The 11,999-nt window shown below is 72.4% G+C and carries 14 protein-coding genes; 4 read left to right on the plus strand and 10 right to left on the minus strand.

Annotated elements, in window-relative coordinates; genetic code table 11:
- Window positions 1–3: 3 nt before the first annotated feature.
- Window positions 4–291 (plus strand): hypothetical protein, encoded by a 288-nt coding sequence (locus ACNF49_RS44420; RefSeq protein ID WP_482941491.1) that lies wholly within the window; start codon window positions 4–6, stop codon window positions 289–291.
- 5 nt (window positions 292–296) lie between these two features.
- Here ACNF49_RS44420 and ACNF49_RS44425 read toward each other — a convergent pair whose 3' ends face one another.
- The 3 genes from ACNF49_RS44425 to ACNF49_RS44435 form a co-directional block, all read right to left on the minus strand.
- Window positions 297–479: a hypothetical protein gene (locus ACNF49_RS44425; protein ID WP_357978774.1), complete on the minus strand. Its 183-nt coding sequence runs from the start codon at window positions 477–479 to the stop codon at window positions 297–299.
- 284 nt (window positions 480–763) lie between these two features.
- Window positions 764–1,696, minus strand: a complete 933-nt coding sequence (locus tag ACNF49_RS44430; protein WP_482941492.1) for a M56 family metallopeptidase — start codon at window positions 1,694–1,696, stop codon at window positions 764–766.
- A complete protein-coding gene (locus ACNF49_RS44435) occupies window positions 1,693–2,049 on the minus strand; it encodes a BlaI/MecI/CopY family transcriptional regulator (protein WP_357978778.1) in 357 nt (118 codons plus the stop codon). The genes ACNF49_RS44430 and ACNF49_RS44435 overlap by 4 nt, the downstream gene beginning before the upstream one ends.
- Window positions 2,050–2,212: 163 nt before the next feature.
- On the opposite strand from ACNF49_RS44435, the gene ACNF49_RS44440 reads away from it, so the two are divergent.
- Together ACNF49_RS44440 and ACNF49_RS44445 are read left to right on the plus strand one after the other, a co-directional pair.
- Window positions 2,213–2,905 (plus strand): DUF899 domain-containing protein, encoded by a 693-nt coding sequence (locus ACNF49_RS44440; RefSeq protein WP_482941493.1) that lies wholly within the window; start codon window positions 2,213–2,215, stop codon window positions 2,903–2,905.
- Window positions 2,906–2,934: 29 nt separating this feature from the next.
- The gene (locus ACNF49_RS44445; RefSeq protein ID WP_357978782.1) at window positions 2,935–3,651 is read left to right on the plus strand and encodes a PIG-L deacetylase family protein; all 717 of its coding nucleotides are present in this window, start codon (window positions 2,935–2,937) and stop codon (window positions 3,649–3,651) included.
- A 57-nt stretch (window positions 3,652–3,708) separates the two neighbouring features.
- On the opposite strand, the gene ACNF49_RS44450 is transcribed toward ACNF49_RS44445, so the two are convergent.
- The 7 genes from ACNF49_RS44450 to ACNF49_RS44480 form a co-directional block, all read right to left on the minus strand.
- Complete coding sequence (locus tag ACNF49_RS44450) at window positions 3,709–4,383, minus strand: Crp/Fnr family transcriptional regulator (RefSeq protein WP_357978784.1); 675 nt, start codon at window positions 4,381–4,383, stop codon at window positions 3,709–3,711.
- A gap of 124 nt (window positions 4,384–4,507) precedes the next feature.
- Window positions 4,508–5,635 carry an alpha/beta fold hydrolase gene (locus ACNF49_RS44455; protein ID WP_357978786.1) on the minus strand — a complete coding sequence of 376 codons (1,128 nt, stop codon included), beginning with the start codon at window positions 5,633–5,635 and terminating at the stop codon, window positions 4,508–4,510.
- Between the two features lie 133 nt (window positions 5,636–5,768).
- Window positions 5,769–6,716 (minus strand): chlorinating enzyme, encoded by a 948-nt coding sequence (locus tag ACNF49_RS44460; RefSeq protein WP_482941494.1) that lies wholly within the window; start codon window positions 6,714–6,716, stop codon window positions 5,769–5,771.
- Between the two features lie 3 nt (window positions 6,717–6,719).
- A complete protein-coding gene (locus ACNF49_RS44465) occupies window positions 6,720–8,456 on the minus strand; it encodes an amino acid adenylation domain-containing protein (RefSeq protein WP_482941495.1) in 1,737 nt (578 codons plus the stop codon).
- Window positions 8,453–9,352, minus strand: coding sequence for a DUF6039 family protein (locus tag ACNF49_RS44470; protein WP_357978792.1), 900 nt, complete (start codon window positions 9,350–9,352; stop codon window positions 8,453–8,455). The genes ACNF49_RS44465 and ACNF49_RS44470 overlap by 4 nt, the downstream gene beginning before the upstream one ends.
- A 79-nt stretch (window positions 9,353–9,431) precedes the next feature.
- Window positions 9,432–10,805 (minus strand): acyl-CoA carboxylase subunit beta, encoded by a 1,374-nt coding sequence (locus ACNF49_RS44475; RefSeq protein ID WP_357978794.1) that lies wholly within the window; start codon window positions 10,803–10,805, stop codon window positions 9,432–9,434.
- Complete coding sequence (locus tag ACNF49_RS44480; RefSeq protein WP_482941496.1) at window positions 10,802–11,269, minus strand: cytochrome P450; 468 nt, start codon at window positions 11,267–11,269, stop codon at window positions 10,802–10,804. The genes ACNF49_RS44475 and ACNF49_RS44480 overlap by 4 nt, the downstream gene beginning before the upstream one ends.
- Before the next feature lie 296 nt (window positions 11,270–11,565).
- On the opposite strand from ACNF49_RS44480, the gene ACNF49_RS44485 reads away from it, so the two are divergent.
- Complete coding sequence (locus tag ACNF49_RS44485; RefSeq protein WP_482941497.1) at window positions 11,566–11,988, plus strand: hypothetical protein; 423 nt, start codon at window positions 11,566–11,568, stop codon at window positions 11,986–11,988.
- The last annotated feature ends 11 nt before the right edge of the window (window positions 11,989–11,999 follow it).

An 11,999-nucleotide genomic window follows, 5' to 3' on the forward strand; every position in this document is an offset into this window, starting at 1 on the left:
GCCATGGCCGCCCGGATCGCCGCGATCGTCGCGCACGCCGAAGTCCTGCGCGCGGACGCCCGCGCCCTCGCCGCCTGTGCCGAGCGTCTGCGCGCCGTCGAGGCAGGTCTGAAGGCGGGCGACGGGACGCCTGCCTGGTTGCGCGCGGCGTTGACCGCCCATCTGGCGGCGTGCGTGACCGCCGCCGCCGACCTGGAGGCGTCCGCCCGCCACCTGCTGCGCTACGCGGCCAAGGCGGGCGCCGAGCATCCCGAGCACATGCGGCCCGGTTGCGACGAGCCCGGCCGGTAGCGGTGTCAGCCGTCCGCGCGCGGCTCCGGCTGCCGTCCCGGGTCGGGCGGGGCCGCCGCCCGCTCCCGCGCGGCCCGGGCTTCGGCGGCCTTGGCCCGCCCCTCGGCGCGTACCAGGTGGACGACGCCGGCGATGAAGGCTCCGCCGACCACGACAGGGGGCGCGAGAGCGGCCACGATCTCGTACACAGGGACACCTCTTTCCGGGCTGGTTGCCCAGGATATGGAGAACGCCTACGTCTTGGTGGCGCCGCTCACCCGCCCGCCAGGACGACCGCGGCCACGATCAGGGCCAGGACCAGGACCGCCACCACGCTGACGGCGAGGACGATCCTCGAATCGGTCGACATCTTCCGCCTCCCCGGACAGCGCCCGCCCGACCTCGGAGCGAAAACTTCTACACCACGTAGAACTTTTACCGCACGTCGGATGGGAAGCCAAGCCCGGGGACGGCCGCCCTGAGCGTGGGCGGCCTAGACGACGAGGCAGACCAGCGGCGCGATCAGCACCGCCAGCGGCCCGCTCAGCTGCAGGACGGCCGCCGAGTAGGCCGCCGCCGACACCCAGCGGGGCCGGCCGCGCCCGTCGAGCAGGCGCTCCAGCCGTTCCACCACACCGGCGTCGGCCAGGGCGAACGTGGCCGCCCCCGGCTCGGCGCCACCGCCCGCCATGCGGACCAGGGCACGCGCCAGAGGCAGCTCTCCGTGCACGCGGCGGGCGTGGTCGTCGGCGATCATCTCCAGCAGCACGGCCACCGCCTCGCGTGCCGTGCGCGCGGCGGGCAGCCACGAGAACGCGTGCGACAACGCCACGAACGGCAGCAGGGCCAGGTGGTGACGGCCGCGCGCGTGCGCCCGCTCGTGCTCCAGGACGGCTCGCAGCTCGGCCGGCGTCAGCGCGTCGAGGGTGCCCTGGCTCAGCACGATGCGCCGGCGTCTGCCCGGCACGCAGTAGGCCACCTGCCCGGCCACCGGCAGCACGTAGGCGTCGTAGGCCGGATGGTGATCGGCCACCACGTCGACCAGCAGGCGCTGCCGCCGCCGCTCGCGAAGGGTCTTGGCCGTGGCCCGCGCCGTGTGCACGGCCAGCCAGCTCAGCAGGCCCGCCGACCAGGCCAGGGCCAGCAGGTGCAGCGGGCCGAGACCGTCGAGCCCGTGGCCGCCGGCGATCTGCCGCAGCAGCGTGTGCATGCCGTGCGGGAACACCGCCGCCAGCGGCGCGACCGCGGCCACCAGGCCGAGGCCGACCGCGCCCAGGCCCGCCCCCAGCCCGATGGCCTGCCACAGCGCCAGAGCCGCCCGCGGGCAACGATATGACCAGGCGGCGCCGGCCAGAGCGCGGGCGACGCGGCCGCCCAGCGTCACCGGCAGCAGCGCCACCCCGGCGGCGACGAACCAGGCGATCACCGCGCCGGTCCGTCCTGCTCCTCCAGCGCGTCGCGCAGCGCCGCGGCCACCTCGGGCGTCACCGTGCCGACGAACCGCTGCACGGCCGCCACCACGTCGCCGGCCTCCGCCAGCGCCGCGCGCATGGCCTCGGCGACGAAGGCGTCCTTGCCCGCGGTGGCCTTGTAGAGGTGGGCCCGGCCGACGCGCTCGCGGGCGACCATGCCCTTGTTCGCCAGCCGCATCAGCACGGTCAGCACCGTCGTGACGGCGGGCTGGGAGGGCAGGCCGGCCGCGAGGTCGTGCGCGAACATGCCCTGAGGATGCCGCCACAGGGCTTCCATGATCGATCGCTCGAGATTGCCGAGTTGCATCCGCGCCTCCTCCCGAGTTCTACCGGAGGTAGAAGGCTACCGCGGACGCGGTCAGGAGTCCGTCCGGGCGGTCTCGGCGGGATGCGGGGCCGCCGATGAGTTTCGCGACCGCGGCGGGTCTGTCCCTGTGCATCGCAGGCTTACGACCGATCAGTGAGGGACCATGAGCGCGAACGCACTACCGCCCGTCGTCGACGCCGAGACCTGGCGGCTCCGGCTCGACGAGCTGCGGGCCAGGGAGAAGGCCGCCACCCGCGAGCTCGACGCCATCGCCGCCCAGCGCCGTCGCCTGCCGATGGTGCGGATGCCCGACTACGTCCTGGAGGGCGAGGACGGGCCGGTCCGGCTGGCGGACGTCTTCGAGGGCAGGCGGCAGCTGATCGTCTACAACCACATGTGGTCCCCGGGCAAGGAGTGGCAGTGCCCGGGATGCACGGGGTTCACCGCGCAGTTCACCCGCCTGGAGTTCCTGGACGGCTACGACGCGCGGTTCGTCGTCGTCACCCAGGGCCCGATCGAGGAGGCCCTGGCCTACAGGCGGCGGGTCGGCAACCGGATGACCTGGTACTCGACGGCCGGCAGCCCGTTCGGGGCCGACGTCGGCGCGCCGCCCGGCGCGGGCTTCGCCGTGAACGTGTTCCTGCGCGACGGCGACGCGGTGTACCGCACCTGGCACACCGACGGCCGGGGCACCGAGCAGCTCACGCACACCTTCGCGCTGATCGACCTGCTGCCGTACGGGCGGCAGGAGGAGTGGCAGGACTCCCCCGACGGCTGGCCGCGCTCGCCGGCCTACAGCGGCTGGCCCTCCTCCCAGGACGTCGCCCGGCGCTACGGGCCGGACCAACAGGTTTAGCGATCTTCGTGCATGTCAGGGGGAAGGACATGACGGACGACTTACAGCCCATGCCCGATGACTGGACGAGAGCACTGGCCGTCGTGGCCCATCCCGACGACATGGAGTTCGGCAGCGCCGGCGCCGTGGCCGCCTGGACCGGAGCCGGCAAGGAGGTCGGCTACCTCCTGCTCACCCGCGGCGAGGCGGGCATCGACTCGATGCCGCCGGACCAGGCGCGGAAGGTTCGGGAGGAGGAGCAGCAGGCGAGCGCCGCCATCGTCGGCGTCTCGTCGGTCGAGTTCCTCGACCATCCCGACGGCGGGATCGAGCACTCCCCCCGGCTCCGGCACGACCTGGTGGCGGCGTTGCGCCGGCACCGGCCCGAGCTGGTGATCACCTTCAACCACCACGACTTCACCTTCACCGGGAAGTGGAACAGCCCCGACCACCGCGTCACCGGCCGGGCCGTGCTGGACGCGGTCCTCGACGCGGGCAACCGCTGGATCCTGCCCGACGCCGGCGCCGAGCCGTGGGGCGGCGTCAAGTACGTGGCGATCGCCGGTTCCGTCCGGCCGACGCACGCGGTGGACGTGACCGGGTACCTGGACGCGGCGCTGGCCTCGGTCGAGGCGCACGCGGCGTACCTGTCGGCGCTGGGGGTGCCGCCGGGCGGGGCCCGGGTGCCGCTGGAGGGGTTCGTGAACGCCGCGGGGCAGCGGTTCGGCGGCCGTCCGGCGGTGCCGTTCGAGCTGATCTCCTGCTGAACGCCGCCCGGCCCGGCCCGCCGCGCGCGGACCGGGCCGGGGGCGGCTCGTCCGCCGTCAGTTGACCTCGTCGACGTACTCGGCCAGGCGTTCCTCGTCCACGACCAGGTACGGGTCCGAGGTGGGCAGGACCAGGCCGGCGTCCTTGAATCGTTTGAGGAAGAAGCCGACGCGCGACCGCGTGGTGCCGACCATGCCGGAGAGTTCTTCCTGGGTGATGCGTTCCTCAATGGCCCGCACATTCGGGGCACGGCGCTTACCGATCTTTCTGGATAAGCGCAGCAGAACGGAGGCCAGGCGCTGTTCGCTGTCCATCGTGACCATTGTCGCGATCACTTCCTGCTGTTCCCGCAGGCGTAGTGCGAGATAGTCGATGAATCCGTCCATGAGTTCGTTCTCGGCCATGGCGGCGCGGAAGCGGGCGGCCGGGATGCGGCGGACCCAGGTGGTCCGCATGGCGGTGGCCGTCTCGCTGCGCTCGGCCCCGAGCAGGGAGGACTCGCCGAAGATGTCGCCGGCGGTGAAGATCGAGAGCAGGCATTCCTTGCCGCAGCGCGCGTACATCTGGGTCTTGATCTGGCCGCTCTCGATCACGTAGATGTTGCTGTCGCGCTGGCCGCAGTTGTAGATGTTGGCGCGTCTCGGCACCCTGATCGAGCAGGCGCCCGACGTTTCCTGCGAGATGAAGGAGCGGAGCCCGGCTCTCAGTTGCGCAGCGTCGGATGGCTTCATTTACCCCGCCCCTCGGAATTCATTTCATGTTGTCGTTGCCCCTACCCATCAATCGACTGATTAACAAGCCGCCCCATAATTCTCTGATATGTCCGGAGAATTGCCTGGAAGCGGATTTCGGCTCTTATCGGGCCGCTGCTGAGTCAATAAAGTCCCGGGCCATATCCATCAACTCCGGGTCACCCTTGAACAGCGATATGTGGTCGCCGTGCGCCCGCAGATGCAGGACGGCGTCCGGCAGCGCCGCCGCCACCGCCTTCGACCCCGCCGGGTGGGCGGTCTCGTCGTCATGACTGGACACCACCAGGACGGGCCGGTCGATCCCGGCCAGCCAGGGGCTCACGTCCGTCGTCATGATCTCGCCGTTCAGGCGGCAGTAGCGGTGCAGCAGCTCGGGCGTCGCGTACGGGTAGACCACCAGGTGCGCCAGGTCGGGTGGCACCGAGGAGAGCATCGTCTGGCAGAGCACGGGATGGATGGCGGCGGCCCGGTCGGGGCCGGTCGCGGCCATCTCCATGAGCGCCACCAGGTTCTGCTGGTGGTGGGTCCGGTCGGCGCCCTTCACGGCGGCGAAGTCGCCGTGCCAGAGGCTGAGGGAATCGACGCGGTCCGGGTCGAGGTGCGCGGCGGCCAGGCCGATGACGGCTCCGCCGCACAGGCACATCAGATGCGCGCGCCGGACCCCGAAATGGTCCATGACCGCGAAAAGGTCACCGGCCTGCGCCGTCACCCCCACGTCCGGCGGCTGCGCCGAGGGGTCCTGCCCGAACAGCGCGCGGGTCTCCCAGGTGAGGACGTGATGGGTGCGGGACAGGAAGCGCATCCACTGCTCGCACAGGCGGGCCGGCATGCCGCAGGCGGCCACGATCACGACGGCCGGGGCCTGCGGGTCGCCGGCCGCGTAGGCGGGCAGCGGCGGGCCTCCGTCCGCCGGCGCGACCTCCTCGCGCACGCACAACCCTTCGAAGCCGTCCCGCGCCGCGCCGTCCACGACCTCGTCGACGACGGCCGGCGGCAGGTCCTCGCCCATGCCGTCGCGGAGCGCGAGATGGTCGCTGACCAGGCGTTCGAAGGTGTCGAGCGAGGAGTGGTCGGTCAGTGCGAACTCCGGTGCGCCCAGCCGTCGGGTCACACGGCCCAGGAGGGAGGCGAGGCCGGGCGGGCCGGCCAGGCGCACCGGATGCCGCAGGACGTCCACCAGCGGCCGCGTGTCCTGCACGGCCCGGGTCAGACGTCTCAGTTCGGCGGCCACGAGATGATCACCGCATTCCGTGGGTGGCGGGAGGGCGCGCGGGTCGCCGCGCGCCATGGGCGGGGAGAGGCCGGGTGGCGGGAGGACCCGCGGGTCGCCGCGCGCCGTGGGATCGGAGAGGTCACGGCGGGCCTCATCGGGTGGTGAAGGGATGGCCGGTGGTGGTGGCCGTGGCGATCCGGTTGTTGGGGTTGGTGTTCTGGCCGGTGACCAGGACGGCGCCGTACCGGTCGAGGCTGACCCGGCCGCCGTACTCCTCGATCTCGTCGGTGTCCGGGTAGACGTCCACCTTGGTCGGGACGTACCGGGCCGCGAACCCCAGGCGCATCTCGTCGGTCAGGCCCCGGTGCGGCAGCGAGGCGTGCATGAGCGTCGACCAGAACAGGATGGCCTCCCCCGGCCTCATCACCATGGAGACGGCCTGGGACTCGTCGGGCTTCCAGTCGGGGTCGATCTGCAGGTCGCGGTAGTCGTAGCCGAAGAAGCCGCGCCGGACGCCGTCCTTGTCCTCCTGGTTGATCTTGTTGGGGTCGTAGTGCATGCGCTTGGTCTCGTCGTAGAACATCGTCTCGTGGGTGCCGGGGATGAACTGCAGGCACCCGGTGTCCTCGTTCGCCTCGGTGAAGGCGGTCCAGACGGTGATCGTGCCGCCGAACTCCTCCGCCTGCGGCCAGACGATCTGCGGCTTGCCGGAGGCGTTGGCGAAGGTGTCGGCCTGGTGCCAGTCGGTGCCCTCGTCCCCGGGGTACTTGGGGAAGAACTCGGTGCGCCAGCAGAGCACGTCCGGGCCGAGCACGCTGACCACGCGGTCCACGATCTGCGGCCGGCTGATGTGGTCGGCCAGGAAGGCCGAGTCCAGGTGCCGGTCGTAGTTGGAGATGTTGGTGTTGCCCGAGGAGGCGGCGTCGTCGCGGTAGACGGCGTTGCTGCGGTCCATGAGACGCATGCGCTCGCGCCGCCAGTTCTGGCGCATCTCGTCGATCTCGTAGACCTTGAACGGGCCGAAGTAGCCCTGGGTGTGGAAGCTCCTCAGCTCCTCGGGGGTCATCGAGTGCTCGCCCCGGACGGTGGTCTCGTGCATGGTCTATCCCCTCACGGTCAGTCGTTCCTCGACGCAGGAGGCCAGGGAGGCGACCGACGCCTCCTCCTCCAGCTCGCGTCCCGTCAGCTCCAGCCCGAAGCGCTCGTTCACCTGGGCGATGATGCGGGTCATCGCCAGCGAGGTCGCCCCCAGGTCGAACAGGTCCACCTGGGGTGGCACCTCGTCGCGTTCGAGCACGTCCTCGGCGATGCGCTGCACGACCTTGGCGGCCGACGATGCCTGCGCGGACCTGGCCAGAGCGGCGCGGTCCGCCTTTCCCTGCGGCGTCATGGGGATCTCCGACACGATGTGGTAGGTGGACGGGCGGGCGTGCGCCGGCAACCGGCTCGCGGCCCGCTCGGTGAGCTGGTCGATCAGGTCCGGGCCCGGATCGCCGTCCGGCACGACGAAGGCCAGCAGCCGGACGTCGCCCTCGCCGTAGTCACGGTGGGCCACCACCGCGTGAGCGACCCGCGGATGGTCCAGGAGGCACAGCTCGATCTCCCTGGGCTCCAGGCGGAACCCGCGGACCTTGATCTGGTCGTCGGACCGCCCGAGGTAGGCGTACTCGCCGCCGGGCAGGCGGGTGACGACGTCGCCGGAGTCGTAGCGGCGGCCGCCGTCCGGCGCGACCGTGAACCGCTCGGCGGTCAGCTCGGGCCGGTCGAGGTAGCCGCGGGCGAGCCCGGGGCCCGAGACGTGCAGGTTCCCGGTGGCGGCCGGGCGTCCGTGCTCGTCGAGCACGTCGAGGCGCAGGTCCGGGATGGGCACGCCGATCGGGCTCAGCTCGGGGTGGTCGAGGTCGGCCGCGCGGACGCGGCGGTAGGTCACGTGGACGGTGGTCTCGGTGATGCCGTACATGTTGACGAGCTGGGGGCTGTCGTCGCCGTAGCGGTCGATCCACGGGGCCAGCAGGTCGACGTCCAGCCGCTCGCCGCCGAAGACGATCCGGCGCAGCCGGTACGGCGAGGGCTCCTCCTGCCGGGCGTCGGCCGCCACCAGGTGGCGGAACGCGGACGGCGTCTGGTTCAGCACGGTGACGCCCTCCGCCACCAGCAGCCGGCGCAGCGACTCGGGCGACCTGGCCACCTCGGCCGGGACGATCACCAGCCGGCCGCCGTACAACAGCGCGCCCCACAGCTCCCACACCGAGAAGTCGAAGCTGACGGAGTGGAAGAGCGTCCAGACGTCGTCGTCGCCGAAGCCGAACCACTGCTCGGTCCGCTCCAGCAGGCGCACGACGTTGCGGTGCTCGACCAGCACCCCCTTGGGCGCGCCGGTCGAGCCCGAGGTGTAGATGACGTAGGCCAGGTCGTCGTCGCGGGCCGTGGCCGCGGGGCGTCCCTCGGGCGGTTCGGCGTCGGCGAGCACGACCTCGCCGGGCAGGACGCCGCCGAGCCGGCCGGCCACCCCGGACGTCGTGACGACCGTGCGGACCCCGCTGTCCTCCAGCAGGTACGCGATCCGCCCCGCCGGGTAGCCGGGGTCGATCGGCACGTACGCGCCGCCCGCCTTGAGTATCGCGAGCAGCCCGGCCACCAGGTCGATGCCGCGGTCCGCGCACAGCCCCACCAGCACGCCGGGGCCGGTCCCCGCGGCCTGCAACAGGCAGGCCAGCCGGTCGGCCCGGGCGTCCAGGTCTCCGTAGGTGATCTCCTCGGCGCCGCAGGTCACGGCGATCCGGTCGGGGGCCTTCGCGGCGCGCTCGGCGAAGATCTCGTGCAGGCAGCGGCCGGTCATGTCGCGTACATCCCCCAGTGGTGCGGGGTGAGCCCGGTGTCGGTCATGCTGCCGGGCACGAACATCCTGGCCCAGGTGCCGCCGCCGCGCTCGGGCGCGATGCGCTGCTGGAAGTACAGGTCCCGCACCTTCTCGTCCTTCACGTGCAGCGCCAGGACCTTGTAGTAGGTGCTCAGCGACTTCATGTGGATCAGCCAGTGGATGCGGTCGGCCGCGCCGAAGGCCTCCTCGTAGACGAAGACGGTGGCCTCGCCGGGCAGGTTCTCGTTGATGGACTCGGCGGCCTCGCGGGCGAACGTGCGCCCCTCGGACCGGAAGTCGTAGTCGAGCTGGGCGGTCCGGTGCAGCAGCAGGCCGCAGTTGCCCGAGTGGACGAGCTGCTCGTAGGGCTGCGGCACCTGCTCGCGGGCGCCGGGCAGCCCGGTGATCTCGCCCTGCTGCAGGTAGACCGTGGACTGCTTCTCGCGCTCGCCGTCGACCGCGGTCCCGTACATGCCCCAGAACTGCGGGAGCAGCACGGTCTCGGTCATGCTGCCGTCGACGAAGATCTCGTCCCAGCCGCTGTCGGCGGTGTTGTCGCGGTACTCGCCGTCGGAGGTGCCCATGTGCACCATCTGCTCGTAGGCGTGCAGCGAGCTGAGGTGGATCAGCCAGTGCAGCCGGTCCTTGGTCCCGAACGTCTCCTCGTACAGAAAGACGCTGGCGACTCCCACCTGCTTGGCGGTCACCATCTCGGCCATCATGCGGGCGAACTTGCGCCCCTTGGCGTGGGAGCCGTTCCTGACCTGCGCGGTCCGCTCGACGATCACGCCGGCCGTGGCCGAGTTGATCAGATCCGCCGCGGGCACCGAGGTCTGCTGCTCGGCCGGCGGGATGACGGGATTCGGGTTGGTCATCGTTCCACTCCGTCTGTCGGCTTGTTCGTCACGCTAATGAGGGCCCGCCGTGCTGCCTGCTCAATAGTGAGCAGGGGCTTCACAGCGGGATGTTGGTGTGGTCGCCGCGCAGCGGCACGGCCTTGAGCAGGGCCTCGGCGAGCCGCCGCCGGGTGCCGGCGGGCTCGATCACCTCGTCCACGACGCCGATCTCCACGGCCTTGCCGACGCCGCCGGCCTCGCGCTCGTGCTCGGCGACGAGCCGGCGGCGCAGCTCCTCGCGCCCGTCCTGCGGGCCGTCGCGCAGCTTCCTGCGGTGCAGGATGTCCACGGCGGCCTCGGCGCCCATGACGGCCACCTCGGCGGTGGGCCAGGCATAGACCGCCGAGGCGCCCAGGGCGCGGGAGTTCATGGCGACGTACGCGCCGCCGTAGGACTTGCGCAGCACGAGCGTCACCCGGGGCACGACGGCCTCGGCGAAGGCGTGCAGCAGCTTGGCGCCGCGCCGGACCACGCCGTCCCACTCCTGCCGGACGCCGGGCAGGTAGCCGGGCACGTCCACGAGCACGACGAGCGGCACGCCGAGCGAGTCGCACATGCGGACGAACCGCGCGGCCTTCTCGGCCGCCGCCGCGTCGAGGCAGCCCCCCTTGCGCAGGGGGTTGTTGGCGATGACGCCGACGGTCCTGCCGGTCAGCCGGCCGAGCGTGGTGACGAGGTTGGGCGCCCACTTCGGGTGCAGCTCCTCGCCGGGGCCGTCGAGCAGCCGGGCGACGACGGGATGCACGTCGTAGGCGCGCTTGGCGCGTTCGGGGAGCAGGCCGCCGAGCTCGGGGTCGTCGCGGGCCTCCCAGGGGCGCAGCTCGCCCTGGCCGCCGAGCAGGGTGGTGATCCGGCGGGCGGCGCCGACGGCGCCCTCGTCGTCCGGGGCGGTGAGGTGGGCCAGGCCGCTGCGCCTGCTGTGCGGGTCGGGGCCGCCGAGCCGCTCCATGTCGACGTCCTCGCCGGTGACCTTGCGGACGACGTCCGGGCCGGTGACGAAGACGCGCCCGCTCTCGCTCATGATCACCACGTCGGTGAGCGCCGGGCCGTAGGCCGCGCCGCCGGCGGCCGGGCCGAGCACGACGGAGATCTGCGGGACGGCGCCGGAGGCCCGGACCATCGCGGCGAACACCTGGCCGACGCCGTCGAGCGCGGTGACGCCCTCCCCCAGCCGGGCGCCGCCGGAGTGCCAGAGGCCGACGACCGGCGCCCGCTCCCGGACGCCGAGGTCGATGGCCCGGACGATGCAGGCGCAGCCCTCGGCGCCCATCGCGCCGCCCATCCGGCCGGGGTCGGTGGCGTAGGCGACGGCCGGTACGCCGCCGATGCCACCCCGGGCGGCGAGCACGCCGCAGCCGTCGTCGCCGGGCAGCGGCCGGACGGTCCCCGGGTCGAAGAGCGCGCGGACCCGGTCCCGCGGGTCGCGGTTCATCCCCAGGTCACCGGGAGGGCGTGCACGCCGTACACGAACATGTCGGAGCGGAAGGGCACCTCCTCCAGCGGCACCGCGAGGCGCAGCCCCGGGAGCCGGGCGAACAGCGTGGACCAGGCGATCTCCAGCTGGGCGCGGGCCAGGAGCTGGCCCATGCACTGGTGGATGCCGAAGCCGAAGGACAGGTGCTCCTGCCGCTCGGCGAGGTCGCCGAAGCGGCCGAAGTCCAGCCGGTCGGGGTCGGCCCACACCTCCTCGTCGCGGTTGGCCGCGGCCAGCACGACGACCACGCCCTCGCCCTTCCTGATCAGCCGGCCGCCGACCTCGACGTCGTCGGTGGCCGCGCGGCGGGCGCCGTAGTCGATGACGGTCTGGTGCCGGATGATCTCCTCGATGGCGGCGGGCAGCGCCTCGGGACGTTCGCGCAGCTCGGCCAGGCGTTCGGGGTTCTCCAGCAGCGCCAACGGTGCCCACGCCGATCTGGTTGGCGATGGTCTCGTAGCCGGCCACCATCAGCAGCGTGGCGATGCCGACGACCTCCTCCCGGCTGACCTTGGCCGCCTCGCGGTGGGCGCCGAGCCGGCTGAGCAGGTCGTCGGCGGGCCGCTGCTCGCGTTCGGCGACCAGCCGCTCCAGGTAGTGGCGCAGGTCCTCGCGGACCTTCATGCGCTGCTCGGGCTCCACGTTGCGGTCGCCGATGACCTTGGTGGTCTCGTGGAAGTAGTCGCGGTCCTCGTACGGCACCCCGAGCAACTCGGTGATGACCTGGGACGGCAGCGGCAGGGCCAGCGTCTGGACCAGGTCGGCCGGCGGGCCCTGGGCGGCCATCTCGTCGACGAGCGACCCGGTGATGCGCTGGATGGCCGGGCGCAGCGCCTCGACCCGCCTGCGGTTGAACTCCGGCAGCAGCAGGCGGCGCAGCCGCGAGTGGTCGGGCGGGTCCATCCTGATGAAGGTGCCCGGCCCCGGAGGCTGCGAGGTGAGCCGGGCCGGGAAGCCGGGGGTGGCGAAGTCGGAGCTGAACCGGGCGTCGCCGAGCACGGCGCGGGCGTCCTCGTACCGCGTCACCAGCCAGACATCGCTCCCGTCGAAGTCCAGCCGGACGCGCGTGATGGGCCGCCCCGCCTGCAGGTCCCGGTATTCGGACGGCGGATCCAACGGGCACGTCCTGGGGATGGGGTAGGAGTCCATGCC

The organism is Actinomadura sp. ATCC 39365, assembly GCF_054392275.1.